Origin of the sequence: Mycobacterium numidiamassiliense, assembly GCF_900157365.1 — a bacterium.
Classification (GTDB): Bacteria; Actinomycetota; Actinomycetes; order Mycobacteriales; family Mycobacteriaceae; genus Mycobacterium; species Mycobacterium numidiamassiliense.
The window spans coordinates 776,382-801,060 of record NZ_FUEZ01000004.1 but is presented as its reverse complement, the minus strand read 5'-3'; the positions used below and the strand labels follow the sequence as shown (position 1 = coordinate 801,060).

The window sequence follows — 24,679 nt, the reverse complement described above, 5'->3', positions numbered from 1 at the left end:
GAAACCGGTTCGAGAACCGCGTTCGATGCCCGGATCGGCCAGGAAGGACCAAATCGCAGGTCAGACGACCTACTGTGCGGACTTCTTTGCCCTCGTCCACGACGAGATGCTCTTGGCCGCGAGGGCGAGCTTCTCCGGTTGGTTGTGCACGTAGGTGCGCATTGTGAACGCGGTGTCGGCGTGCCCGAGCCAGGCCGAGATGATCGCCACTGGCACATTGTGCTCCAGGTGCATGAGCGTGCCGCAGGTGTGCCGGGCGTCGTGCAACCGGATGCGCTTCACGCCCGCCTTCGCACACGCGGCCGCCCAGTAATCCGACACCGTGTCGGGGTGGTAACGCCGCCCTAGCGGGTCGACGACGACGTGGCCGCTGCGCTCATATGCAGGCCCGGCGGCGAGCTGCTCAACGGCCTGCATGCGCGTGGCAGCCCTGAGTGCCGCCAGCAGCTCCGGGGTCAGCGGCAGCACACGGGTTGAGGTCTCGGACTTCGTGCCACCCTCGACGACCTCACCGTCGACGACGACGCGGGTGATCTCGATGTTGATCGTATGTGCCTCGAAGTCGATGTCGGTCCAGCGCAGCCCGCACAGCTCACCGCGCCGCAAACCAGCCAGCGCAAGGTGCCACACGTGTGCGAGCCGGTCCTCGGCGAAGGTGTCGAGGAGCCTCTCGACCTCGACGGTGGTGAAGGTCTGCATAGGCACCTTGCTGACCGGCAGTCGGTCGACGAGCGCGGCCACGTTGTAGTTGACCTTGCCCTGCTTGAGCAGCTCGTTCAGCATCGATTCGAGGTAGTTAAGCATCGGATTGATCGTGGTAGCTCTCCACGGCCGCCGATAATGTCCCCGCACACCGCGGCCCTCCTTGACGTGGACTGGCACGACGCCGCCCGCCATCAGGTCGGTGACGAGTTCATCGAGATGCCGCTTCTCCAGCGCCTGTATCGGCATTCCGCCGTGCCGGTCGCGCAGTGGCTGCAGACCATTGCGGTAGGCGGCCTTGGCCGACTTGCGCAGACCGTGTCGGCCGGCCAGCCAGTTCGTGCAAGCCTGTTCGACGGTGAGGGTCGAGCGCATCACGTAGGTGCCCCGAGCGGTCTGGTACTGGAAGTCGCGCAACGCGTCGCGCGCTTCTTTCTCGGTGTCGAATCGCTTGTCGAGCTTGGGGCGCTGTTTGGTGATCGAGTCGACGCGGCCGTTTTCCTTGACGTGATAGCGGACCTTGCCGTTCTTGAGGGTGATCTTCTTGATCTGCGGGGGGAGCTGTTGGCGCGGCATAGTTCGCGGGTCCTTCCTGGCATCTCTATCCGGTAAGGCGCTGCGCGCTTTCGTCGAGACGTGTGATGAAGTCGTCGAGCGCTGCGTCGGTAACAAATCGGCGTGAACCGATTTTCACACTGCGCAGCTCCCCCGAGTCGATCAGCTCGTACAACTTTGTGCGGCCGATGCCGAGGCGTGCCATCACCACCGGGACCGCAATCAGCTCGGCCATTGCATTCCTCCTGTAGGTCTACCTCTTCGAGGTAGGTCCTTCTCACTCGTCCTGTCCCATTCGCGTGTCGCGTCCAGGCGCGCCACTCGACGGGCTTCGATCGCGGCGTCGTCGGTGTGGCGATCGTTCATACCGCGATCCTCCCGCCCGCATGAGGCATCCGTCTATCGCCAAGGGCCGAATCGCCCACGTAAAACCCTGATTCGTCGGCGACCCCTTACCGAGCGGTGGGCACGGTCGTGGTCGATCCCGATTGCCTCAGTCGTGCCGGTGAGCCTGTAGGTCAGCATGATGACCGAGGGCTTCCGCGGGAACCGTGGATTGGTGCCATCGAGCCCCAGCGTCAGACGTTTGAGTCTCCCGCCTTCCCCACGACGAACTCCCAATTTGGTTGTGCGGGAAGGGGAGACAAGCACTATGGAAGTCGTTCATGCCCTGTGCGCCGGGATGGACATTTCGAAAAGGAGCGCACGGGACTCGAACCTGCGACGTCTGGGTTGTGAGCCCGCCGGTGACAGTTTCACGGCGATCCCGACGTCTCAAACATCCAGTTCACCGCTAGTGGGCGGTCTCTGCCACAACGGTACGTTCCGCGCGATCTCGGCCGTCGCGCTGTGTTTCGTTCACAAATCCGTTCACAATCCGGCAGCAATACGCCACGTGTGAGGGAGACAGTCTCCTCGATGGTCTGACCCGTTGGCCCCATCTTGGCCCCCACAAAATAGGCTGCACGTGGCAGCCGGCCGGTCGGGCTATGTCTGCCCTGCATCAGGGCGGGTTTGATCGACTTCGTTCGGCAAGGTCGAAGAAGACATTAAGACCTCGCGAGACTCAATCGGAGGTGCCGCTGATGCTCATTGCTCGTCGTAGATGGCAAGCTGTTCGAATCCGACGAGGGCCACGCAGTGGGGATCGTCGGGAGCGTGGACCCGCACGCTGAGATTGATGTTGGGTTCGTCGTCGATAGCAATCACCTCGGTGACGCCTTTAGGCAGACCTTGGGGCACCCCGGCGTCGTTCACTGGAATGTCGGACAACACCCGCAGTCGCTTGCCGCGCAACCCGGCTGTGTCGTATCGGAACTGATGAAATGCGCGGTCGCCGCCACGATGTTGCGCCATAACTTCATTGTCCCCCAGCGCAGCAAGGGCAACAACGACCGCCGAATACCCTTCGGCAAAGAGCTTCTCGATTTCTCAGTGGCTCAGCCGAGCGTTAGTCCGGCCAGCCAGGTCAAAAATTGATTTGCACTTTGTGACCATGCCGCCGACAGCTGCTCCGGTTACGGGCGAGATGACTCACTGATTCAACGCCGCTTGACGAGTCTCAGTGTGTTTCCCAAGACGTACTCGACTTCGTACGTTGCGATCCCCGTCTGGCCAACGCTTCGACCGTCTTACCCTCCCGGCCCCGTTGTGCAGTCATGCCTGACGCTTTTGCGGCGACATTGATCGAAGATACCCATCGTTTGTGCGGTGGAGCTAAGGGGATCGAACCCCAGCCTCTACCTGGGGAAATACGGTTTTACCTGCGGGTTCGCTCCATCTCGTTGCGTTTCGTTCCCGCTCGGTACCTGCGGTTTTGTTTTCGGGTCTTGACGGCGTCAAGACCGTCGATGGACTGCTCTGGCATCCAGGAACACCTCTCGCCGCATTTCATGGAGGTGCGGAAAGCCGGCCACAGGATCTCCATCACCTCTCGAGTGATTCTTAAGGTGAGGACCTAGCCGGTTCGTCGGGGGGCAGTTTGCGCAGTGCGTTGAATGGCAACGTCGAGCGTGCGCGGCTGCGACCCACAATGTGCGTTATGCCCGACGACAACCTCGACATCAGGACGTACTCGCTCGCTGAAGTCGCGGAAATGGTGTTGCCAGAAATGACTAAAGGTGTGCCTTGGCTGTGCAACGACTGCGGCGAGCTGTCAGGGTGCCGAGTTGGCCGCACGTGGCGGTTGACGCGCGGTGACGTCGAAGACCTGATCGAGCGACACCGCCATATTCCTTCGCCTCGAGTCGATGCGCGACCGAGGCGATCTGATTTACCTCCCGGCTTGACGCCGACCGCGCACCGTCGACTGATGCATGGCGATACTTGATCAACGGCCCCGCCAGTCACTGATGACAGCTGCGAGTGAGCTGCCGGCAAGACCCAGTGTTGATCCGCTGTTGATGTAGGGCGTGGCTGGAGGTAACGACGGAACGATGATCAGGATCCCGTCCCGAGGAGCTGCCGGGAATCGAACCCCGTCCTGGAAATTGCCCTGAACTGGGAAAATGCCAGTTTTGAACACGCGAAACGACATGAAACGACGCGGAATGACCTGCGGATACGCGACAGGTGTTGATGGCATCAACACCAGAGAAGGTTGGTGCCTCGGGCGACCTTGAGGGCAGGTTGCCAACGCTGGGCTGCAAGAGCTGCTGCAGCCCGAAAGCTTGCCAGCAGTCTGGCGCCCTTAGGCAACCTGCCAATTGCCCTGTCCGTCTCGGTAGAAATAGTAGGCCGGGCAATATTGCGATTGGGTCACCCCAGCACAGCCCGTCCCGTTATAGGTTGTGTTGCTTATGACAGGGTCGGAAGGTGCGAGCGCACTCGATGCCAGAGCTTGCCTGATCGTGACCGTCACCAGCGCCGTGACCGGGTACATGGGGCTGATGCCCTGGTCAGGGTAACCACAACGGACACACCATGGACGAGGTGGGGGGTTCGCGTGTTCCGTAAGCTGGCCAACCAGGATCGGGCCCTCGAATCGAACATCGACCGTCGAGCCCAATGGATGCCCCGCACTGTAGAAATCGATAAGGGTCTGTCTGATCTCCGGCTCGGCCGGGGGCGGGCCTAGATCTCCGACGTCGCCGCGGGCCTGGCTTGCACCGAAGGCCGCCACGATGCAATAGCCTGCGACGTACAGAGCAGCCAGAACAGAAATCCGCTTTGTGAAACGGGAGGCCTGTTGTGCGCACCCGCGACGGGACGGGTGGAGTGTTGCTCTCACGGCTCCTCCTGCGAGTCCGAGTTTCCAAGAGTTGTCGCGATATTGGCTTGGCCCGCAACGGCAGGCGTCAACGTGGACGTCGCGGCCGCGAGCCGGTCAACTCAATTGCAGACATGCGATCGTTCTATCCTGCTGCCCCAATGCTCGTCTCGCTGCTGGGAGGGACCGTAAATCCAGGCCGTGTTTCGAGCCCTGATACCGACGCCGGTGTTCGACAGGTGCTGCCACAACCGATAGAAACTCTCCCCTTGGTAAAGCGGAAAATAATTGTCGCCGACGTAGTCCTGGCTCTGAGTCAGGGCCTCTGCCCGCGGAGCCAGGTAAGCAACAGACTGTTCGATGTTGGAGGCCACAGCGTCGGCATGCGCCTGGATGCCAGGAACCGTCCAGTCGTTATTGGCCTGGAGTAGATCGAACCCGAATTCGTCCATCTGACGGCGTAGCTCCCGATATTGCGCATTGAACCACTGACACATTTCACGCTCCGCGTTGATATCAGCTTCGGTTACATTCTTTTGGGTAGCCTCATACGAGTATGGGACTTTTGGTGTCCAATTGCTCGCGGTTGGGATGAACAGCGGTAACGGTGGGGCAGGCGGCGCCGAAGGGTCAGCGGCCGCGCGCCCGCACAGCATCGTGACCATCGACGCGACAAGCGCCAGACACGCCAGTACAGCGAGGGCCGAACGCTTTTCGATATTGCACGTGGCATTGCCCAGAGGCGCGTCTCTCATACAGATCACTCCTAAGAGGTAACGTGACGGGCGGCCGCTATTTTTCGGTGACCATAGCGGCGATACCGCCGACGTCGGTGATCTGCCAAGCGTTATTGCTGTCGATGGTGATGCTATATGTCGCCGTGGATTGCAGGTTGTCTCCTGCCTGAACCGTTTTTGTCATCACACTGACAAATGTGTCTACGATATATACGCCATTGTTATGCGACCGCACTTTGGCGGCGAGCGGTCGTGCCGACGAACTCCATTGCAGTGGGAGCAGGATCTGCTCCATGCTCGTACCTGCTTTGCTGAGTTTATCCTTGAGTTCGGGTGTGGTGCCCTTAACGAGGTTTTGTTTCCAGGGACCTAGATCTTTGTAATCCATTATCGCAGCATTGACCGCGTAGTCGAGCGCAATCTGCTCAGCGCGCTTGTCGTCGCTGGCTTGTCGAGCCTGGTCGTGGAGAGTTGCTTTCGCGCCGATGTACAACCACGTCATCACGGCCACGGCGGCTATCAAAATCGCAATAACTGCGCTGACCGCCAGGCTACGAACAGAAACCGATACACGCCGGCTCTTCGTCGTCGTGGATTTGCTCGGCGCGTCGTCTGTTGCCGACTCGTTTGCGGTCTCGGAGTCTCCCGACTCCTCAGCAACCGCGGCTTCCGCCCTCTCGACCGACTCGGCGATTTCAGTGGCCTCGTCGTCCCCCGCAGGGGCGGTCTTAACTTCCTCAGTGTCGGAACGCATTTCAGTTACCAGCCTGTCTTTCCGGGATTGTTACGTGTAAGTTGATTGCGCCATCTGCGGGCACCGCCGACAACAGGTTGGCGAGCACCTGGCTCGTGTCGATGGTCGTCAGCGAAGCCGCGATTGCCTTGATGTTCGCCGTGAGTGGCTCGGTCAGCACCCTGATATCGGGTGCACGATCGTCCAATAACCTCTGGATGCGCTGGATGAACTTACCCAACAGATAGACACTGCCCGGCGCAGGAAGGCGCGTCGGAACAGTCATGGCATTGTTCCACGCCACCTGAAGCTGCGGTCCTAGCTCTTGGACAGCAGGTATTGTCTCGGCGAGCGCCGGCCCGACGAAGCCAGCGTTCTCGAGAAGGCTCTGAGAATTTTCCAGCACCGTCTTGCCCCGCCCATTCAAGTCGGCTGTGGTATTGCGCAGCAGCACACTGGCACGTTTCAGGTTGGGCAGCACAGAATATGGATCCGGTAGCCCTGTGTCGGCTTCACCAATAACACGTTTGAGCTGATTTGGGTCGAGTTGGTTCAGCATGCGCACAACACTGACCCCGAGCTCGGATATTGAGCCTGGTGGTTTTATGGACTGCGGCGCGATGCGCTGGCCGTCCTGGAAGACGGGGCCGCCAGAATTTCGGGGCTCCAGCTCGATATAAGATTCGCCAAGAGCGGAGAGGTTCTCTAACCGAACTACGCTGTCAGCGGGAATTTTGTACTTGTCTTCAATATAGAAATGAATGGTCGCATGTGAGGTCGTCGCGTCGATGCGACTCACCTTGCCTACCGGCACCCCACGAAGCAACACATTGGATTCGACCTCAAGATTACTGATGTCAGCCACATCCATCGAGAGGGTGGCGCGCGCCGCCGGCGGAGCGATCCGGACACCCAATGACGCGACGTAGCCAATAAAGGCGATTACCATCGCAAGAAATACGACGAATGAAATCATGCTCTTAAAGTTCACGGAACCGCTCCAAGCATTCGCAGTACCTGCTCGACATTTCCCGACAACTCGCGACCGTCAGGTCCAATAATTGACGTGATGTTAATAGCGGGATACTTGTCTTGCGGGAGGAAATAATCAGTAATGAATTTCCGGTACGCCGGGTACTCCGCCTCCACGGCCTGTTTAGAGCCTTGTACTGCTTTCAGCGCATTCCCCAGCGAATCTATCAACGGGGTCAACCAATATCCGCCGTTGTAGATAGAACCAAGGGATGGCAATAATGTGCCAAAGATGTTCCCCAAGATAACGTCTCGCCTGAATCCGGCCACACCGGCCGGGGATAACAGCAAAGTCAGGGCCGGCGTACGAGTGGCCAGCACCGTCGATGTTTCGTAAAGGCTGTTGATCAATAAATCGACATTATCGATGTTATTAGAAAGATCTTTGAGGTCGGTCGTCACCTGCGACACAACCCTGCGTAGTTCATCTTTGGGTGGTGTCACTCTATTGATACCGATAACTGTGTTCTGCGCCCGCTGGATTGATCCGCTGCCGATGAAATTCGCTAAGTGGGCGATGGTGTCTTCGAGCTGAGGCGGGGAGGTGGTTTGAGCAAGTGGAATCCGGCCGCCGGGGCCCAGTGGTGGTCCCGCCGATCTAGTGTCTTGTCCTCGTTCGAGGGCAATGTAGATGTCACCGAGGACAGTAGCCTGCTGTAGAAGTGCATGGATGTTCGACGGCACCACGACATCGCGATCGATGCGTGCCGTCACATCAACTTGGCTGCTGGCGATGCTGACTTTCGTCACCACGCCCACCGTGGTGCCGTCCAACACCACTTTTGCCTTGTCCGGCAGATTCAGCACATTGGCAAATTCCGCTACGATGTTGTATCCGCCCTGATAACTGGTGCCAGGCGCCGGGATTGCATTAATGTTTAGCGACGCACACGACGTCGCCGTCAGAGCGCACATGATTGCGCCGATCGCCGACCGCACTGCATATCTCATTGCCGCGCTGCCTGCGTCAGAACGTACTGCAGGAGCGCAACATCCACCGCATATGGCCGGCCGCCCACGTCGGCGCAGCTGCCTGGCATAGACGCGTTCATGTTTCCGCAAGTGACAAGTCCGTTTGGCGTAGGGATGCGATACAGCGGTGGCCGCCAAGTCAGCAGATCGAACACGTGGTTATTGATGTGCTTGGCCAGTCCCCCCGCGGTCGCCCCGGGCGGCTCGCCGTTGAGCCCGCTGATGAAACGCGGCAACGGGTTGAGCGCGTCAGCAACCCACTTGTAGTGCGGGCTCCAAATTCGCAGCTCTTCACTGATTTCATCCAACGCCAGCTGAATTTCAGGGCCCAGTTTGAGTTCGAGATCATCGGCCAGAAGGATGAGTTCCGGAAGCGGGTGAGTCAGATCTTTGGCGCCAGCCACTCCGGTCACAATGTACGGGGTGGTGCTCGGCATATCCTGAACTATTTGTTTCAGCCGACCCCGGTTCGCTCTCATCATGGAAGTCAGCTCGGCCATGTTCCTGGTGATCGCGCCAAGCTCGGCAGTGGCCTGGTCAGGATTGTCCAACAGCGCTGACGACCTGGTCAGAAGCTCGTTTGCCCGTTGCCCGTTACCTTCGACTGCCTGGTCGATTCCTTTAAGCGCGTCCTTGATGTTGGTCGACCCGCCCGGATTGATCGCATTCACGAAGTTGGTCGCCGACCCAATCACGCGCGAAATGCTCTGCTGGGTGAAAGAGCGGCTAAGTGGGATGCATTCACCGGCCTTTAGCTGCGGACCCCCGCTGTAATTTCCAACCAGTTCCAAGGAACGATCGGCAAGGATCGAGGGTGAGCGTACGACTGCCTTGACATCCCGCGGTATCGCGCGGTTGTCCTCTATCGTGAATCCCACCTTGACCTCAGTATCTCGGGCCTCAATGGTCTTCACGGTGCCGATCTTGTAGCCCATTTGAGTCACGGGATTGTTGAGGTACAGACCGACGCTGTCCGACAGGATCGCGCAAAATTCAACTGCCGCGTTTTCGGGTGAGCGCCCGCACGATGTGGCGCTAAACGCAAGAACCAATGTGGTTATTACCGGGGCGGACGCCGCCCTTTTCCCAAAACGGGAACCCAGCATCATCAGCAGCGACTCCCCTCAACCGGGATGCACAGGTCCGTGGCGAACAATTCAGGCGGCGTACCGCCGTTCTGCGCGGCCAGGGTACTTTCCATCCGCTCTCGTATTCGACGAAGCACGCGGACTACCACGCCGTTTCGGTCCGCGATCGCCTGGAACTCTCCCAACACGCCTCGAACTCTTGCAAGGAAGTCCGAGCGATGCGGCATGTAGAAGCGATCGAGGGGATCCAGGACTTGTTTTCCTAAGTCGCCCATTCCTCGAATTGCCGCCGCAAATCCTTCACCATACAAGACGAACGATTCCTCTAAGATAGCGACTCGCGAAATCATATATTCGAGTAACTCGCGGTTGTTATTCAACTCTCGAATATACTCGTTGGAAAACTCGAGAACACTAGAAATCTGGCCACGCTGCCGCTCTAGGTTTTGGGTGATGGCATTGCCGGCGTTGAGCAATTCGGTTATGACGTCACTATTGGCACCGGTGAGACCCTGCTGCACCTGGTTGATGGATTCGTTGATTGGCTTCGTCGCAACGTTGTCAGTGATCTTCGTCGTGTCCGCGAGCGTGCGTATTAGGCTGTACGGCATCGTGACACGCGACAAGGGGACCGCTCGGGAGCCAAGAGGGACGTCACCAAGCGAATTGATGGTGACGTAATAGCCGCCGACTACAGTCAGCATTCGAACTTCGATTTGAGACTGGTCACCAACAAACGCGTCGCGGTCCACAGTCGCCCGCACGCGGACTTGCTTCGGTTCGATTGCAAGGTCCTTGACCTCACCCACGACGATTCCAGCGATACGGACGGTGTCGCCTGGACTGATCGAGACCGCATCGTCGGTGTAGAAGGTGACGATCTGTTTCCCCGGTGGACTGACGTATAACCAGGCCACGACCATGCCGATCACCGTGGTCATAACCAGCGTTGTCACGCCCCAGAACATCGGGCTATGCACCTGCTTCATGGCTGATTGCATAACACCACCTTGCGGCCGTTGAGAAGGACGTCCATCGGCAAGGGAAGCTCAGCCCGTCCTTTAGCGCACGGGGCCGGAGTACCTGGCACAGGCGGCGGCCCGATATTCTCCCAGATCACTGGAATATGTTTGACCCAGTCGATGGCGTCGTACACGTTCGTGAATGCCGTGTCGAGCGCCGTTCCTATATCGATATCGGCCTGGATTCCCGCGCTCTTGAACAGACGCAACACCGCGCCAAGGAAGTCGGCACCGTAAATTTGCGATTTACGAAATTCGTCCAGCACCGTCAAGGCGGAGTCAATGGGCTCCTTGACTAGTTTCAACACCTGAACAAGAGAATCGGAATGTCCTCGGACAGCATGAGCGAGAAGAGAGAGATTCTGTACGATTGTCGTGATCACTTGCGATCGATCTGAAACGAGCGCGGTCAGTTTGCGGATGCTATCGAGCATGGGTCCGAGTCCATCGCCGTCGCCGGCAAGGAATGCAGCGACGTTGTCGGTGAACGTATTGATCTCGTCTGGACTCAGAGTTGCCAATACAGGTTGTAATCCATTGAACAGCACAGTGATGTCAAATGACGGCTGCGTCATAGTCGTTGGCACCGTCGTCATCCGGTTCGCCGTTGCGGCGCCCTCGGCGGCGCCAGTCACATCGACGTAGCGCAAGCCCGTTAATGCCTGAAATTTGATCGCCAGGCGGCTCGTGGGCACGACGCTGAATCGGGTATCCATCGTGAATCTCACCTCCGCGAGACTCCGCCCCTCCGAGCGCTTCAACCGGAGCGCTTCGACCTTGCCGACCCGCACTCCGCGAACGCGCACGTCGTCTTTCTCGTGGAGTCCGGAAACGTCGGTGAATTCCGCGCGGTAGGTGCGTGTAGAGAAGGCAACCGGTTGCGTGATCACATTTGCAATCCCGATCAGCAACACGATGCTCACGACGGCGGCAAGCGCGAGCCGCCACAGTGCGGCCAGAGGCTTTTTCATTGGGCTGCCCCCAACGCCAAGCCAATGGGACCCGCAACGCCAGGAAGCTCATCCAAGATGACACGAACCTGTAGCGCGCGCTGGTCTCCAGACCCCGTGTACATGCGCTCCAGTCGCGTGCGCAGTTCTCGGAGGGTATCTGCGATGTTCGTCGGGGGAATCAGTTTCGGCACGACATCGGTCAAAGCACGAATTGAATCAACAACTGGGAACAACTCGTAGACATGCGACGACAAGAGGTGGCCTACGGGGCCAAAGAGGTCGGTTTTGGCGCCCACCAGCCATTCCCCCCATCGGCCGAACACAAACTTATCCGGGTGCGACTGCATTAAATGTAGGGCGTCCTTGTAATAATTCAGGAGCGGATTATCATAAGTCGACACATATGGATTGTCCTTGAAGCTTCTCTCAGCGTCGAAACCCGTACCCATGTCGCTTCTCACCCACATGTCTTCAGTGTTGACCAACGCGTCGACGAATCCTGGAAAGGCAACATTTATTCCGGTGGTATTCCTCAAGAGCTGTCCAGTGCTCACTTTCTGCACATTGGTGACAGTTGTTGTGACGATGATCATCGTGTCCAGCAGCGGATTCAGGGCGTCCGTATAGCGTGTGGCGCGCTCGACGACTTGGACCAGTTGGTTAGTGACTACTTGGTTCGATAATTCACCAAGGCGATACAGCAGCGCCTGAAGAGCAAAATTGCCCTTCGGCTTGACGCTGATCGCGCTGCCCCTTCGAAGGGGTTGCCCACCGTCACCGGGTGTCAGATTGATGCCGGTTACGCCGAAGTAGTTGGACGGCCGAAAGTCGATTCCCATGGCGTCTGTCAACCCGGTTGTGGGGCCGGACTCCAAATCGGCGTTCAGTCGAACGCGACCGCCAGGCAAACTGGAGATGGCCGTGACCTGACCTACCTTCACACCGTGCATGATCACGGGCGTGCCGCCGACCACGCCCTGTCCGACATACGGTGTTTCGATGGCCACCGAGATGAGATTCTTGGCGTGAGCAAACGGGTGGATCACAAAATACGCAGCCACTGCAATAGCGACTAACAGGACCGCGACGGCGCCAATTCTCGCGAGAATGCGCCCCTGATCTCTCTCAGATACCCTGAGTAACGAGGTCATCCCATCAACCTTCTACCCTTTAAACACGAATGTCGGCTCAAGTCCCCACAGGGCTACAGTCAGAATGAAGTCCAGCACCATAATGGCCACTAAGCTCACCCGCACGGCACGTCCAGACGCTAGGCCGACACCGACTGGACCGCCCGACGCGAAATAACCGTAATAGCAATGGATTACCGTTACCGCGGCGCAAAAGATAACAGCTTTCAAGGTCGAATAAGCGAGATCAGTAGGCGACAAGAACTGAACAAAATAGTGGTCGTAAGTGCCGCCGGGCTGATTGTAAGCACCCTTGATCATGGCGTTCGAAACGGAGAAGCTCACCAGTAACGTAAACAGAATGCCCGGTATTACGATCAACATTCCGCCAACGAGGCGCGTCCCCACAACATATGGTATTGGCCTCAGTCCCATTGCTTCGATGGCGTCGATCTCCTCAGCGATCCGCATCGAACCTAGCTCTGCCGTCATGCGGGTACCGGTCTGCGCCGCAAACGCGATGCCCGCTATGAGGGGCGACATCTCACGCACGTTCCATAGACCACCGATAATCCCCGACAGCGCCCCGAATCCGAGTAGGTTCAAAATCGCGAATGCTTCGATCGCTATCGAAGCGCCGATCGCAATACCGAGAATGATCAGGACGCTGATCAGGCCACCGTCTACAACTAAGGAACCGCGGCCCCAGGCCAGACTGTTCATTCTTGCCAGCGTTTCCTTGCGATACTGGCGGATCGTCAGCGGAAGGAGATAAATAACTTGCGCGGTGAACAATATCCACTGTCCCAGCATTCCGAACTGCGCCTCGACGGCGCGAGTAAGTCGCTGCCACCTGTGGAAATACGGGGTAGGCGCCCCAGTGCGGATTGAAGTGCGAGCACCCATTATGCGACCTGCATCGGAAAGAACATCGTCTGCAATTGCGTTATCACCAGGTTTGCGATAACGATGCCGACCACGTTGATCACGACGGCTGCATTCACCGCATCCGCGACACCACGTGGCCCACCCTTTGCCTCTATACCTCTAAGCGATGAGACGATTCCAACGATCGCCGCGAACACGGTGACCTTGCCGATTGCAAACCAGACATCTACCATCTTGGCAAATGCGCCGAAGGATGCCCAGAAGCTCCCGCTTGTCACCTTACTAACGGTAATTGCGAGGATAAACGACGCTGTTACTGCCGAGGCGATGATGACCATCGACAAGATGGGGGCTAATAAGATCAACGCTAGAAAACGAGGCACGATTAAATTACGAACCGGGTCGACTCCGATTACGCGAAGCGCGTCGAGTTCCTCACGTATCGCCCGCGCGCCGAGATCGGATGCGATCGCGGCCGCCGCGGCGCCGCCCATCAGTAGCCCCGCGGTGAGCGGGGCGCCCTGACGGACGACACCGACGGCGCTCGCGGCCCCGACAAGTGAGTTGGCCCCGACTTGGTTGATCAAGCCCGAAGCATCCACGGCTATCATTCCACCGAACGGAACGGCCATCAGGACGGCTGGTAGAGCCGTAACCTTGTAGAGCGTCCATGCCTGGGCGATCATTTCACCAAACGGCAAACGTAAAGTTATCGCATCGGTCACGGAGTAACGTACGACCGCCGCGGCCAACATCACACCTCGGCCGATAGTTGCTGCACTCTTCAGCGGAATCGTCCCGATTCGCTTCAGTGGAATCGTCCAGCTTCGCGAAATCCTCTTCCGTGGCAGCCCGGGGTCTACCGCCACCAATCCCGGCACCGGACGACTTTGCGTGCTTGTCATCAGGCCTTCCTACTCAACCAAGCCCCGCGCGCATGGTCACCATGAAGCACTACCCCGCCGCGTTGTCCGCTGGGCGCCGGATTCCTCTCGGCCGAACTCGACCGACGTCCAGTTCGCCGAGCAGGCGCCGTATCAACCGGCTCCGGCGCGGCGATGTAGTGACCAGTCACGATGGACCTCCACCATGTGGCCCCGCGTGGTGTCTGTAGTCACCCGCCATGCGCATGGGCACTGGCCCCTCCGCCCCGGAACCGGGTCGCCCCCCAGGTTCCTACCTAATTCTGCGTCTGATTAGAAGCACGCTGTTTCTATCTCTCATCCCTTACGATGTCAAGTGCGTCACACCTTAGGACATATTTCCCCAGGAAAGCCGCTGCGCCGGGCTGGCGCGCCAAGTCGCCAACCGCTCGAGTTGTAGTAGCGCATGGACAAAAATCTGTTCTTATTTAGACTCGATAGACAGTCGCACGACAGGAGCTGGACACGAGCGTGGTGAAGGTGACGTACGTACATGCGGAGACGATGGCGGCCGCCTCACTGCGGACGAGGAGGAAATGCCTGACCACACCTCCTCACCGCGGCCCCATCAGATCAGGCGGACTCCCGGCTCAGCTGCCAGACGGCAGCGCGATTCGAATTGGACGGCTCTGGGTTCGGGAGGTGCGCGAATCGGGCTGGCGGGCAGTCGTTCGGCCGACGGCAGTTGGGGCGCAAGTGAAGGCATTCCTCTCGAGCACGATGATTACTGCAGTCCTGGCTGTATCCCTAGCTCCCGCATCGACTGCTGATGCAACAGCAGATTTGAGGTCGCAGGTAGACGCCGCTCGCGGGGGATGCCCACCATTGCAATCGGACCGCGTGCTCAACGACGTAGCCCAGCGCGCAAACGGCGAAACACAGTCTTATATCGAACACACCGCAAGGTTTGAACCCTTTGAAGATCCGATGCCGGTGTTGCGTGATCTGGGCTACAAAGCCGGCAAGGCGAAGCTGATTCCGGGCTACGCAGATATCGAAGCCAAGGCAACCCACGGTGTGATCGTGCACGGCTGGCAAGCAATCCCGGATTGCACGTACACGAAATACGGCGTCAACGTATTAGAGAATCCTCAGGGCTTGCATGGAGGGTATGTGTTGGCTGCCTTGGTCCTGGCGGGCGACTGACTGCGGCGACTGAAAGTCGTATCGGGTTGGCACTGTGGCGATGTCGATCACGACGCCGCCGAAACCTGATACGACCAGAACACCAAACCCACCCTCGAAGACGTGGTCACCAGGCTCCGCCGCATCCTCATTGCCGCACAATTTTTGGCTGCGGCGTACCCCAGATCGGGCCGACCCCTTACATCATCCGTGACTACGAACTGGCCTGTGTCGCATCGCTGCGAGAGTAGTAATTCGAAAGTCTCAGGAGAAAACCCGGGAATCTCAGGGTAGTTCCCGCCCACCGCTGGTGTATCTACCATCAGGAAACGGGCACAGATCTGTCGCGGCGAACTCCACGAAATCATTAGCCTGCTCGACGGTCATTCCATACTGTGGGCGGGAACCGGAGTTATACACCGCCTGGTCCCTCACCTTGTCTGGCTTGACGCCGCTTGCAAGCAGTGCGCAGACCTCCCAGCCCCACTCCTTCATTTCGTTGTCCCCGCGGGGGAGGTTGATTCCGGCGTTGTGCAATTTGTTGAGATAGGACTCGGTGTCAGCTCGGGACGGGGCAGCAGTGACCATGCCAGTCAACACCAATGTCCCCACGGCCAGGGCCGTGCCGAAAACACTTGCATCGCGTCTGCGCATCACCATCAGGTGCTCCTTTGCTGCATCGCCACCTCAGACTAAATCGCTTCTCGCACATGGAGACTCAAGAAAATGTACCTAAAAGGGAGTTGTGGCAGTTCGGTCCGGTGCCCGGGAACTCTTGAAGGCTGCCAGCCACGCGTCGCGCGCCCCGCGGCAAATCCACGCCGAAGCCGATCATCGGTGTTCACAGCTCCTTCCGGCCAAATGGCAGGTCGAATCAAATCATAACCTAACGAAAATTAGGGTCAATCTGCCCGGAAGGGATTGGATTCCAAGTTTCCCCTGCGATCCCCTTCAGCGACGACCGGCGCGGTGGCTTCGGGCTAGTAAGGGAACACGATTTTCGGTTGGAATCCCACGACTTGGAACAGATCATCGCCCGGTCGCAGCCCTGGAAGACTAGCGAGACGACCTGGCGTGATGCGTCCACGTCCCCGCCGGCGTGAACCCGAGGGCTCCGTATTGGCTCTGAGCGGATAGACCGCGCGAAGCGTCGCGCGGTCTATCCGCTCAAATGGCTGGGCGGGCCGACCAAGGCCGGCAGCTTCGAGACACTTGCCACCCCATTCAAATTCTAACTAGAATATGCCTGCCACATGAGCTGGAAGGCGAAGATTTGCGTGCTTAATACATGGTCGCAGCGTGCATGTGTGTGGAGCGGTGCCCTATTCGCCAGTTTGTTCTTCCTCGGCTTCGGGCTGATTGCCGGGTACATACCACCCCCGGCTCCGGCCCGACCCGCAGCCGACGTCGCGTCGTTCTACCGCGACAACGCCAACGTCATCCGCACCGGAATGATCCTCAGCATGTACGCGCTGGTGTTCTTCGTTCCCTTCACTGCCTCGATCTCGGTGCAGCTCAAGCGGATCGAAGGCGAGCACACACCGCTCACCTATGCCCAACTCGGCATCGGCTGCACCCTTCCTGTCGCGTTCTTCCCCGCGCTCTACTACTTCCAAGTGGCGGCATACCGGCCCGACCGAGCGCAAGAGGCGATCCAGACGCTTAACGACATGGGCTGGCTTCCTTTCACTGGAATCATCTACGCGATCTTCGTTCAAAACCTCGTCATCGGTGTCGCAGTGCTTGCTGATCAGCGGACCCAGCCCGTGTACCCACGGTGGTACGGCTACTTTTGTCTCTGGACAGCGCTGCTGTATTGCCCGGCAAGTCTGGACGTGTTCTTCAAGGAAGGCCCGCTCGCCTGGAACGGTCTGTTCTCTTGGTGGCTGTCGCTGGTGGCCTTCTTCGCCTGGATCGTCGTCACAGTCGTGGTCACCTTGCGCGCCATCGGTACGCAACTACCCGACCATGGAGCCGAAGCGAGACCGGTCGATAGCGCCAATGCGCCAACAGCGTTGCCTCCTTTGGGCATCCGGCGCACCACTTGACCTGAGAGCGCGTTTCGCTAAACCAGGTGACAACCGCAACCCACCCACATGTCCCCAACGACAACCGGAGGCCAACATCAGCGGCAAAGTCTTCCCCTCGGCCGCCGAAGCAGTTGCCGATATCGAACAGGGCGCCTCGCTGGCAGTAGGCGGGTTCGGCCTGTGCGGTATTCCAGCAGAGCTGATCAACAGGCTGGCTGATCGAGGCGTGGCGACCTGGAAGTCTTCTCCAACAACTGCGGAGTCGACGACTGGGGATTGGGAATTCTGCTGGCAGCCAATCAGATTCGTCGCATTACCGCGTCCTATGTGGGTGAGAACAAGGAGTTCGCGCGGCAGTACCTATCGGGAGAACTGGAAGTCGAGCTGGCCCCGCAGGGCACGCTGGCCGAACGGCTACGCGCAGGCGGTGTCGGTATCCCCGCGTTCTTCACCCGCGCCGGCGTCGAGACCCTGGTCTGCGAGGGCGGGCTGCCGTGGCGCCACCATCTCGATGGCTCGGTGGCGCTTGCGTCTCCCCCCAAAGAAATCCGCGTCATCGACGGCCAACGCTACGTATTAGAGCGTGCGATCATCGCAGATTATGCACTGGTACACGCCGAAATCGGTGATACCCAAGGCAATCTCATCTTCGGCAAGACCGCGATGAACTTCAATCCGCTGGCCGCCATGGCGGGACGTGTCACCATCGCCGAAGTCGAACGGCTTGTCCAGCCCGGCGAGCTCGATCCGTCGCATGTTCACCTGCCCGGGGTCTTCGTCCAACGCGTCGTGCACGTCCCCACTGTGGACAAACGTATCGAAAAGCGCACCGTGCGCAGCGGCCTCGTTCCCCCCGCCGAGCCTTCAGCGCCGGCGGGTTGGAGTCGGCGCCAAATGGCCGCACGAGCGGCAGCCGAGCTGCGCGACGGTGAATATGTCAACCTCGGGATCGGGTTGCCGACGTTGATTCCGGACTATCTGCCCCGTGGCGTCGAGGTGGTGCTGCATTCGGAGAACGGCATCCTGGGCACCAGCCCCTACCCCAGCGACGAACTCGTCGACCCCGACCTCATCAACGCCGGCAAAGAGACCGTAACGGCCAACCTGGTGCCGCGTATTTCGATTCGGCGGTGTCGTTCGGCATGATCCGCGGTGCCCACATCGATACCGCCGTCCTCGGCGGCATGCAGGTCTCACGCACCGGCGACCTGGCGAACTGGATGGTGCCGGGCAAAATGGTCAAGGGCATGGGCGGCGCGATGGACCTGGTCCACGGCGCCCGGCGCGTCATCGTGGTGATGGAACACACCGACCGTGACGGTGCGGCCAAAATCGTGGAGCGATGCACATTTCCGTTGACCGGCAAGGCAGTCGTCAACCGCATCATCACCAACCTGGGGGTTTTTGATGTCGACCCCCAGGAGAGCCTGACGGTTCGCGAACTAGTGCCGGGGGTAACTGTTGCCCAGGTCCGTGCGCTAACCGGCACCACGCTGGTCTTTAATGACTAGGGAACTGATCGGAGCGTGTCGATGACCGCGACGGTGGGAACTGAAACCGCTGGGGCGGTTGAGATGCTGTACAGCGCAAAGCGATCTCGGCTTGGCCGATGTGGGTGCCCAATCATCGGCTTATCGTCTTGCCTCCATTTGGGGGCGCAGCGCCGACTCGGTGGTGAAGTCCGCTAAGTCCGCGTCGTGGGTCATCAACCAGTAGTCAACGACGCGGTAGGGCGAATTGTTAACCACCCGTCCGCGCTTGTTGCGGTAGTAGGTCGTCATCCCGGGATGGCTCCACACCATCGTCGAATGCGCTTCGTCGACTTGCGCCACCCATCCGTCATGCGCCTCGGTGCGACATTCCACCGCGCCGATGCCGCTGCGGACCATTTTGGTGATCACATCGACGATGTAGCGACCCTGCGACTCACCGATGAAAAAGTACGATCCGCCGGCGCCGGAATTCGTGTTGGGCCCGTACATCAAAAACAGGTTCGGAAACCCCGGCACGGTGATGCCGAGATAGGCGGTGGCATCATCGTCACCCCAGATGTCCCGTAACCGCTTCCCACCTCGTCCGACGAACTCGATCGGCTGCAGGTAGCGCGTCGTCTCGAAGCCGGTGGAGAACACCACCACGTCGGCCTCGACCTCGTCGCCGGCGCTGCTGAGGACGCCACGCTCGGTGATGCTGCGGACTTCCTCGGTGACTAGCCGCACATTGTCGCGCTTGAGCGCCGCGAACCAGCCGTTATCGAGCAGCATCCGCTTGCCGAACGGCGGGTAGTCCGGAAGGCACTTCTCGATCAGATCGGGCCTCTCCTCAAGCTGGCTGACGAGGTAGCGGGTGAAGTAGCGGCGATGACCGTCGTTGACGGCATTAAGCGAGCGGGCCGGATCGCTCCATCGCGGGTCGATCTGCAACGACGGATGAACCCGATCGTTGAAAACCCATGCCAGCCGGAACCGGTACCAGGCCTGGTAGTAGGGCACACGGTCCATCAGAAAGTGCACATCCTCGGGTATCGGTGCGAAATATTCGGCGCACGGCCCGACCCATTGCGGGGAGCGCTGGAAGACCGTCACCTGCGCGGCTTTGTCCGCAATGGCCGGAACCACCTGCATCGCGCTGGCCCCGGTCCCAATCACGGCCACGCGCCTCCCGGTGACGTCGAGGTCCTCGGGCCAGTGCGCCGTGTGAAACATCGGGCCAACGAAGCGGTCCATGCCGGCAATGTCGGGGATCTTCGGCTTATTGAACAGTCCGACAGCACTGATGACGACGTTGGCAGTCACCGCACACGGTGACCCATCGCTGTCGCGGGATGAGACCGTCCATGTCTGCGTGGCTTCGTCGTACGCCGCGCTGTCGACTTCGGTGCCGAAGATGATGTGGCGGCGCAGATCAAAGTGGTCGACCGCGTCGGCCAAGTAGGCCACCATCTCGTCGCGCTTACCGAAGTGCGTCGACCAGTGTCGCGGAAAGAACGAGAACGAGTAGAGGTAGCTGGGGGTGTCCACGCCGGCGCCGGGGTAAGTGTTGGTGAGCCAGACGCCGCCGACCTCCTGATTGCGCTCGAGGATGACGAACGGCACGCCCAGTTCGCGCAGCAGCACTGCAGCGATGATCCCCGATATTCCCGCACCGATGATCACCACGCGAAACTCGTTGGTGTGCAACGGCTCGGGCGGCTCTGGCGGAACCAACCCCATCTCCTCGCGCATCACTCGTTCATATTCGGCGGGTATTTCCTCGGCCATGCAGATGCTGAGCATGCGGCGCAGCAGCTCGGGGTCCGGTATCGGAACCGCCGCGGTCCTGCCGCGTGACCAGGTCATAATCGCCGACGCCGCGCACCGGCGGATCTCCTCGGCGACCTCGTCGGGGAAGCCGCCCGAGTCGTTGGGACCCAGACCCGAGCTGCGTTCCGGCCGATAGGGATCGTTAAGCCAACGCTGATCCCCGGTCAGCTGAAACAGCACCATCGTCAGGGTGGGCATATTGGCGACGCGCAGGGCCTGCTCGAGGCGTGCTTCGTCGATCGGCCGATCCGGCTTGGTCATCGACATGGCACGCCTTCTCCTCGGGATGCCTGGGCCAGATCGACGGGCTCAGGAGTTCTAAACTATGTTAGATATTATTGCTGATTTACACGCGAAGCACAACAGCATTGGGAGAATGTACGCCTTTGTCCTGGTGGTTTAACTCACAACCGGCCCTGCCCTGAGGCGAATCTGACGCAGAAAAATTCCCTACAATCGGCCCAAGGGACTTTGAGGCGACGCCCGGGTACGGCGGCAGACCCTCGGCTCAGCCCCGCGGCGAGCGTCCCAAACGTCGGCGCCAGTCGTGGGCGCCGAGCAGGCGCACCAGCCGGGCCTGAAATTTGTTCTTCTTGGGCGCATACGGGTACCAGTGCGGCTCGGAACCCAAGGAGATCCGCTCAGAGACCACCGACTGTTGCCGGCAGAACTTGAGCATGCCGGCGGCCCCGCCGGAGCGGCTGCCCACACCGGATTCCTTCCAGCCGCTCATCGGAACGGGAAGCTGGAATGTGCTCATCATGACGTTGTTCTGGTTGACCGCGCCCGCCTCCAGCTGGCGGGCGATCCGGTCGGCACGTTGCGAGTCGCGGGTCCACACGCTAGCGCTCAGCCCGTAACGCGAGTCGTTGGCCAGCCGGACGGCCTCGTCTTCGTCGGCGACCTTCATGATCGGTAGTGTCGGACCGAAGGTCTCTTCGCGCATGCACGCCATGCTGTGGTCCACGTCGACCAGCACGGTGGGTTCGAAGAACTGCCCGTGCTGGTCGCGCTTGCCGCCGGTTAGCACCCGCGCTCCCCTGGCTACGGCATCGTTGACATGGCTTTCGACGATGTCCAGTTGAGCCGGTGTGCACATCGCCCCGACGTCGGTGCTGAAGCTGCCGTCCGGATCCATACCCTGGCGAAGGTTCCTCACCTTGTCGGTCACCTTCGCGACGAACTCGTCGTAGACAGCAGCTTCGATGTAGGCGCGTTCCACCGAGATGCAGATCTGACCGGAATTCCACATGGCGCCCCACGCCGCGGCGCCGGCGGCACGGTCGATGTCGGCGTCGGACAAGACGATCATCGGATCCTTGCCGCCCAGTTCCAGGCTGCAGGGGATCAGTCGCTCACCGGCACGCGCGGCAATTCGGCGGCCCGTGCGAGTCGAGCCGGTGAACATGATCATGTCAACTTCCTCAACCACAGCGGCACCGGTTTCGGGACCACCAGTCACGTTGGCGAGGACCGGGGGCGCGCCGATGTCCAGTAGCCAGCCTCTGCTGGCCTCCGCCCACGTCAGCGGGGTGAATTCCGACGGCTTGAAAAGCACTGCCGCCCCGGCCATCAACGCCGCCACACCATCGAGCATCGGACCGCCCAGCGGGCCGTTCCACGGGGTGATCATCCCCACCAGCTGATAGGGGCGGGCAAAGACCCGCAGCTTCTTGGTAACCCCGCTGGCTCCCCAGCTGGCGACCTTGCGGTCGGCGAGAAACTCTGCGGCGTGTCCGCTGTAGTAGTTGATCAGATCCACCGCCATCGAGATTTCCAACGCGGCGTCACCCCACGACTTGCCGGTTTCCTCCTGCATGATGCCAACGAGACGGTTTTCGTTGTCCAGGATCCAATCAAGGAAATTGCGCATGTGGGTTGCCCGCCCGGTCGGGCCGAGCTCCTCCCACGCCGGCTGCGCGGCGCGCAGTTGCGCGGCCGCGGCAACCACTCCTGCGGGTCCTAGATCGGGGACATGCCCGACCACCCGCCCGTCGGCGGGGCAGCGGACCTCGATGAGGGCGCCGCTGTGGCCGGCGATCCCGGCGTCTTCGGACCGGTGAGCGGCTTCTGTTGCGGCCATTTTCACTCCTCTGTTGTAGACGCGTGGGCTAGCCGCTGCTGGCGGCCGCCGGGCTGGCGCACAGCACCAGCGCAGCCCGCCGTGCGGTGCACACAGTCTCCCCGCGCTGGTTGCGGCCGCGGTGCTCAAACGTCACCACACCCTGCCCCGGTCGCGAGGCAGACAAACGTTTGTCGATGACCTCGGTTTCGGCTGTCAGCGTGTCACCGATGAAGACCGGTGCGGGAAAACGGATTTCGGCGAAGCCGAGGTTGGCGACCGTGGTTCCTTCGGTGAGGTCGGCGACGCTGAGGCCCACCACCGTCGACATGGTGAACAAGCTGTTGATCAGACGCTGGCCGAATTCTTGACTCTGGGCGAACGCCGCGTCCAAGTGCAGGCTTTGAGTGTTCATGGTGAGCGTGGTGAAGAGAACATTGTCGGCCTCGGTCACTGTGCGGCCGGGACGGTGCACATAGATGTCGCCGGGAACCAGTTCGTCGAAGTTTTTGCCCCGTCGGTGATGGACGGTCATGGCGTTGCGTCCGCCGCAGATGCCAGCGCTGCCCGGTGCTCGGGATGGGCGATCGCAATCAGCGCCTGTTGACGCTCGGCCACACTGCGACCATCCAGGCGAGCGACGCCGTACTCGGTCACCACGGCGTCGACCATTGACCGCGGAACGGTGACCGTGGCGATCGAAGACACGATCCGGGAGCGCGAACCGTCGGGGGTCGCCGAGGGCAGCGCGACCACGCGCAAACCTCCGGCTGATCGACTTGCGGCGTCGACGAAGTCGAGGCTGCCACCTACACCGGATATCTGCCGCCCCCGCAGCACCTCGCTGTTGACCTGGCCGCTGACGTCGACTTCGATGGCGGTATTGATCGACACCAGCCGAGGCGTGCGGCCCAAGACAGCGGCGTTGTGGGCCCTAGAAGACGGATAGACGGCCAGGGCCGGGTTGCGGTCGGCGAAACGCATCAGTCGCTTGGTGCCCATCAATTCCGGGGAGAGGATTGCCGGGGCGTCGCCGTCGGCGGGAATAACGCCGCGTTCGAACAGTTCGACCATCTCGTCGGTGGCCATCCCGGTGAACCGCACCTCGCCGAGGTCGGCGTCGGACAGCGCGTTCACCACGGCCTCCGGGATGGAGCCGATCCCGATCTGCAGCGTCGGACTTCGGGGTAACAGATCCACGATGTGCTCGGCAATCCTGTTGCTGACCGTGCTGGGCTTGGCCGAGCCGTACTGTGGTGCCTCATCGGCGGTGTCGATGAGCGCATCGAAAATCGAGTCGTGCACCGTGGTGTTGCCGAATGTCCACGGCAGGTCGGGATCGACCTCGCCGATGCGCACCCGGGCCAACCGCAGCGCGTCGAGGCTGTAGCCGGCGGACGGGCCCAGCGAGCGGTAGCCGTGCCGATCCGGCGGAGTCACCCGCACCAGCGCCACGTCCACGCCCCACGCTTGCAGCAGCGCCGCGATCCGCGACGCGCGAGCCGGTAGGAATGCGGCTAGTCCCTCGGCCACCAAGCCAGCGACCGGTGCCATGACATGCCAGGTCCGGTAGCGAAGGTCCCCCGCGCGGATGGCGTCGAGGAAGGGATAGTCGCCGAGCAGCAGACCAGAGCTCAGAGTCCACCTGCGGCCCGCGGCTTCCTTGTTCACCGCGTGCAGCAAGGTGGTGGGGGCGCCGCAACCCGGCGCGGCGACCAGGTGGGCACCGTCGCCGGCCAGCGCAAGTGCGGCGACCGGGTCCATCGTGGGAGCGGTGACGCCGCTCATTGCGGGCGGGCAGTCGCGGCCTCGACAGCCGACTCGGAGAACGCTTTGTCGAATGCCCGTTCGTCGGACTGGAATTCGTCGACTTCGACAACGCGTCCGTCCTTGATTCGGTACACCAGGCACTCACGGAGCCGTACCGTCGCGCCGCCGACTTCAACGATGCCGTATTGGTAGGCGGCGGCATATCCAGGGCTGGTGGTGATGTCAATGACGTCGAATCGCGCCGGCCCGGTGAAGATCCGCTTCATTTTGCCGAACAGCGACAAGATCGCCCGGCGGCCTTCGTAGACGCCGGAGAGCACGTTGGCGCCGGGCACCCGCCAGATGCAGTCCTCGTCGAGGACGGCTTCGATCTCGGCGCGGTTTTGCTCCGATAGCGCCGCCATCAGGCGACGCACCACGAGCGCGTTGGGATGCTCAGCCATCGGT

General features: G+C 60.5%; 22 protein-coding genes and 2 pseudogenes. 5 read left to right on the top strand and 19 right to left on the bottom strand.

Annotation, left to right across the window (positions count from 1 at the left end; translation table 11 throughout):
* Positions 1-69 precede the first annotated feature (69 nt).
* The 3 genes from MNAB215_RS12305 to MNAB215_RS12295 all read right to left on the bottom strand — a co-directional run bounded on the left by MNAB215_RS12305 (position 70) and on the right by MNAB215_RS12295 (position 2,613).
* Positions 70-1,278, bottom strand: a complete 1,209-nt coding sequence (locus MNAB215_RS12305; protein WP_077079108.1) for a site-specific integrase — start codon at positions 1,276-1,278, stop codon at positions 70-72.
* 25 nt (positions 1,279-1,303) lie between these two features.
* Positions 1,304-1,492: a helix-turn-helix domain-containing protein gene (locus MNAB215_RS12300; RefSeq protein ID WP_077079107.1), complete on the bottom strand. Its 189-nt coding sequence runs from the start codon at positions 1,490-1,492 to the stop codon at positions 1,304-1,306.
* An 854-nt stretch (positions 1,493-2,346) separates the two neighbouring features.
* The gene (locus MNAB215_RS12295; protein ID WP_077079106.1) at positions 2,347-2,613 is read right to left on the bottom strand and encodes a DUF7161 family protein; all 267 of its coding nucleotides are present in this window, start codon (positions 2,611-2,613) and stop codon (positions 2,347-2,349) included.
* Positions 2,614-3,298: 685 nt separating this feature from the next.
* Here MNAB215_RS12295 and MNAB215_RS29425 point away from each other — a divergent pair.
* Positions 3,299-3,586, top strand: coding sequence for a helix-turn-helix domain-containing protein (locus tag MNAB215_RS29425; protein ID WP_131829108.1), 288 nt, complete (start codon positions 3,299-3,301; stop codon positions 3,584-3,586).
* A gap of 1,001 nt (positions 3,587-4,587) precedes the next feature.
* Here MNAB215_RS29425 and MNAB215_RS12290 read toward each other — a convergent pair.
* The 10 genes from MNAB215_RS12290 to MNAB215_RS12245 form a co-directional block, all read right to left on the bottom strand.
* Positions 4,588-5,220, bottom strand: coding sequence for a hypothetical protein (locus tag MNAB215_RS12290; protein WP_245830280.1), 633 nt, complete (start codon positions 5,218-5,220; stop codon positions 4,588-4,590).
* A 37-nt stretch (positions 5,221-5,257) separates the two neighbouring features.
* The gene (locus MNAB215_RS12285) at positions 5,258-5,956 is read right to left on the bottom strand and encodes a hypothetical protein (protein ID WP_077079105.1); all 699 of its coding nucleotides are present in this window, start codon (positions 5,954-5,956) and stop codon (positions 5,258-5,260) included.
* Position 5,957: 1 nt separating this feature from the next.
* On the bottom strand, positions 5,958-6,926 hold the full coding sequence (locus MNAB215_RS12280) for an MlaD family protein (RefSeq protein WP_425436441.1): 969 nt from the start codon (positions 6,924-6,926) through the stop codon (positions 5,958-5,960).
* Positions 6,923-7,918, bottom strand: a complete 996-nt coding sequence (locus tag MNAB215_RS12275) for an MlaD family protein (RefSeq protein WP_083746108.1) — start codon at positions 7,916-7,918, stop codon at positions 6,923-6,925. The genes MNAB215_RS12280 and MNAB215_RS12275 overlap by 4 nt, the downstream gene beginning before the upstream one ends.
* The gene (locus tag MNAB215_RS12270) at positions 7,915-9,048 is read right to left on the bottom strand and encodes an MlaD family protein (protein ID WP_083746107.1); all 1,134 of its coding nucleotides are present in this window, start codon (positions 9,046-9,048) and stop codon (positions 7,915-7,917) included. The genes MNAB215_RS12275 and MNAB215_RS12270 overlap by 4 nt, the downstream gene beginning before the upstream one ends.
* Positions 9,048-10,016 (bottom strand): MlaD family protein, encoded by a 969-nt coding sequence (locus tag MNAB215_RS12265; RefSeq protein WP_077079103.1) that lies wholly within the window; start codon positions 10,014-10,016, stop codon positions 9,048-9,050. Before MNAB215_RS12265 ends, MNAB215_RS12270 begins: the two co-directional genes overlap by 1 nt.
* Positions 10,013-11,020 (bottom strand): MlaD family protein, encoded by a 1,008-nt coding sequence (locus MNAB215_RS12260; protein WP_077079102.1) that lies wholly within the window; start codon positions 11,018-11,020, stop codon positions 10,013-10,015. Before MNAB215_RS12260 ends, MNAB215_RS12265 begins: the two co-directional genes overlap by 4 nt.
* Positions 11,017-12,153, bottom strand: coding sequence for an MlaD family protein (locus MNAB215_RS12255; RefSeq protein WP_077079101.1), 1,137 nt, complete (start codon positions 12,151-12,153; stop codon positions 11,017-11,019). The genes MNAB215_RS12260 and MNAB215_RS12255 overlap by 4 nt, the downstream gene beginning before the upstream one ends.
* A 12-nt stretch (positions 12,154-12,165) precedes the next feature.
* Positions 12,166-12,945 (bottom strand): MlaE family ABC transporter permease, encoded by a 780-nt coding sequence (locus tag MNAB215_RS12250; protein ID WP_108637756.1) that lies wholly within the window; start codon positions 12,943-12,945, stop codon positions 12,166-12,168.
* A gap of 92 nt (positions 12,946-13,037) precedes the next feature.
* On the bottom strand, positions 13,038-13,925 hold the full coding sequence (locus tag MNAB215_RS12245) for an MlaE family ABC transporter permease (protein ID WP_083746105.1): 888 nt from the start codon (positions 13,923-13,925) through the stop codon (positions 13,038-13,040).
* An 858-nt stretch (positions 13,926-14,783) separates the two neighbouring features.
* On the opposite strand from MNAB215_RS12245, the gene MNAB215_RS12240 reads away from it, so the two are divergent.
* On the top strand, positions 14,784-15,089 hold the full coding sequence (locus MNAB215_RS12240) for a hypothetical protein (RefSeq protein ID WP_077079100.1): 306 nt from the start codon (positions 14,784-14,786) through the stop codon (positions 15,087-15,089).
* 264 nt (positions 15,090-15,353) lie between these two features.
* Here MNAB215_RS12240 and MNAB215_RS12235 read toward each other — a convergent pair whose 3' ends face one another.
* Positions 15,354-15,728 carry a DUF732 domain-containing protein gene (locus MNAB215_RS12235; protein WP_077079099.1) on the bottom strand — a complete coding sequence of 125 codons (375 nt, stop codon included), beginning with the start codon at positions 15,726-15,728 and terminating at the stop codon, positions 15,354-15,356.
* A 647-nt stretch (positions 15,729-16,375) separates the two neighbouring features.
* Here MNAB215_RS12235 and MNAB215_RS12230 point away from each other — a divergent pair.
* From MNAB215_RS12230 to MNAB215_RS12220, 3 genes and pseudogenes are all read left to right on the top strand, one after another.
* Complete coding sequence (locus MNAB215_RS12230; RefSeq protein ID WP_077079098.1) at positions 16,376-17,116, top strand: hypothetical protein; 741 nt, start codon at positions 16,376-16,378, stop codon at positions 17,114-17,116.
* Positions 17,117-17,192: 76 nt separating this feature from the next.
* Positions 17,193-17,932 (top strand): annotated as a pseudogene (locus MNAB215_RS12225) (CoA transferase subunit A); the annotation flags it as partial.
* Between the two features lie 60 nt (positions 17,933-17,992).
* Positions 17,993-18,609: pseudogene (locus tag MNAB215_RS12220) on the top strand (3-oxoacid CoA-transferase subunit B).
* Between the two features lie 120 nt (positions 18,610-18,729).
* Here MNAB215_RS12220 and MNAB215_RS12215 read toward each other — a convergent pair.
* The 5 genes from MNAB215_RS12215 to MNAB215_RS12195 all read right to left on the bottom strand — a co-directional run bounded on the left by MNAB215_RS12215 (position 18,730) and on the right by MNAB215_RS12195 (position 24,675).
* The gene (locus tag MNAB215_RS12215) at positions 18,730-20,661 is read right to left on the bottom strand and encodes a flavin-containing monooxygenase (RefSeq protein ID WP_342743201.1); all 1,932 of its coding nucleotides are present in this window, start codon (positions 20,659-20,661) and stop codon (positions 18,730-18,732) included.
* 247 nt (positions 20,662-20,908) lie between these two features.
* Positions 20,909-22,483 carry an aldehyde dehydrogenase family protein gene (locus tag MNAB215_RS12210; RefSeq protein WP_077079096.1) on the bottom strand — a complete coding sequence of 525 codons (1,575 nt, stop codon included), beginning with the start codon at positions 22,481-22,483 and terminating at the stop codon, positions 20,909-20,911.
* A 28-nt stretch (positions 22,484-22,511) separates the two neighbouring features.
* Positions 22,512-22,997, bottom strand: a complete 486-nt coding sequence (locus MNAB215_RS12205) for a MaoC family dehydratase (protein ID WP_077079095.1) — start codon at positions 22,995-22,997, stop codon at positions 22,512-22,514.
* Positions 22,994-24,250, bottom strand: coding sequence for an acetyl-CoA hydrolase/transferase family protein (locus MNAB215_RS12200; RefSeq protein WP_077079094.1), 1,257 nt, complete (start codon positions 24,248-24,250; stop codon positions 22,994-22,996). The genes MNAB215_RS12205 and MNAB215_RS12200 overlap by 4 nt, the downstream gene beginning before the upstream one ends.
* Entirely contained in the window at positions 24,247-24,675 is a 429-nt protein-coding gene (locus MNAB215_RS12195) for a nuclear transport factor 2 family protein (protein ID WP_165691569.1), read from the bottom strand. Before MNAB215_RS12195 ends, MNAB215_RS12200 begins: the two co-directional genes overlap by 4 nt.
* Between the last annotated feature and the right edge of the window lie 4 nt (positions 24,676-24,679).

What these genes read in the sequence shown, in the direction of transcription:
- MNAB215_RS12290 (WP_245830280.1), bottom strand. Translation starts at nt 5,220, where the DNA reads ATGAGAGACGCGCCTCTGGGCAATGCCACGTGCAATATCGAAAAGCGT.
- MNAB215_RS12250 (WP_108637756.1), bottom strand. Translation starts at nt 12,945, where the DNA reads ATGCTGGGACAGTGGATATTGTTCACCGCGCAAGTTATTTATCTCCTT.
- MNAB215_RS12210 (WP_077079096.1), bottom strand. Translation starts at nt 22,483, where the DNA reads ATGGCCGCAACAGAAGCCGCTCACCGGTCCGAAGACGCCGGGATCGCC.
- MNAB215_RS12260 (WP_077079102.1), bottom strand. Translation starts at nt 11,020, where the DNA reads ATGAAAAAGCCTCTGGCCGCACTGTGGCGGCTCGCGCTTGCCGCCGTC.
- MNAB215_RS12255 (WP_077079101.1), bottom strand. Translation starts at nt 12,153, where the DNA reads ATGACCTCGTTACTCAGGGTATCTGAGAGAGATCAGGGGCGCATTCTC.
- MNAB215_RS12195 (WP_165691569.1), bottom strand. Translation starts at nt 24,675, where the DNA reads ATGGCTGAGCATCCCAACGCGCTCGTGGTGCGTCGCCTGATGGCGGCG.
- MNAB215_RS12300 (WP_077079107.1), bottom strand. Translation starts at nt 1,492, where the DNA reads ATGGCCGAGCTGATTGCGGTCCCGGTGGTGATGGCACGCCTCGGCATC.
- MNAB215_RS12235 (WP_077079099.1), bottom strand. Translation starts at nt 15,728, where the DNA reads ATGGTGATGCGCAGACGCGATGCAAGTGTTTTCGGCACGGCCCTGGCC.
- MNAB215_RS12270 (WP_083746107.1), bottom strand. Translation starts at nt 9,048, where the DNA reads ATGATGCTGGGTTCCCGTTTTGGGAAAAGGGCGGCGTCCGCCCCGGTA.
- MNAB215_RS12305 (WP_077079108.1), bottom strand. Translation starts at nt 1,278, where the DNA reads ATGCCGCGCCAACAGCTCCCCCCGCAGATCAAGAAGATCACCCTCAAG.
- MNAB215_RS12205 (WP_077079095.1), bottom strand. Translation starts at nt 22,997, where the DNA reads ATGACCGTCCATCACCGACGGGGCAAAAACTTCGACGAACTGGTTCCC.
- MNAB215_RS12215 (WP_342743201.1), bottom strand. Translation starts at nt 20,661, where the DNA reads ATGACCAAGCCGGATCGGCCGATCGACGAAGCACGCCTCGAGCAGGCC.
- MNAB215_RS29425 (WP_131829108.1), top strand. Translation starts at nt 3,299, where the DNA reads ATGCCCGACGACAACCTCGACATCAGGACGTACTCGCTCGCTGAAGTC.
- MNAB215_RS12200 (WP_077079094.1), bottom strand. Translation starts at nt 24,250, where the DNA reads ATGAGCGGCGTCACCGCTCCCACGATGGACCCGGTCGCCGCACTTGCG.
- MNAB215_RS12285 (WP_077079105.1), bottom strand. Translation starts at nt 5,956, where the DNA reads ATGCGTTCCGACACTGAGGAAGTTAAGACCGCCCCTGCGGGGGACGAC.
- MNAB215_RS12275 (WP_083746108.1), bottom strand. Translation starts at nt 7,918, where the DNA reads ATGAGATATGCAGTGCGGTCGGCGATCGGCGCAATCATGTGCGCTCTG.
- MNAB215_RS12245 (WP_083746105.1), bottom strand. Translation starts at nt 13,925, where the DNA reads ATGACAAGCACGCAAAGTCGTCCGGTGCCGGGATTGGTGGCGGTAGAC.
- MNAB215_RS12265 (WP_077079103.1), bottom strand. Translation starts at nt 10,016, where the DNA reads ATGAAGCAGGTGCATAGCCCGATGTTCTGGGGCGTGACAACGCTGGTT.
- MNAB215_RS12295 (WP_077079106.1), bottom strand. Translation starts at nt 2,613, where the DNA reads ATGGCGCAACATCGTGGCGGCGACCGCGCATTTCATCAGTTCCGATAC.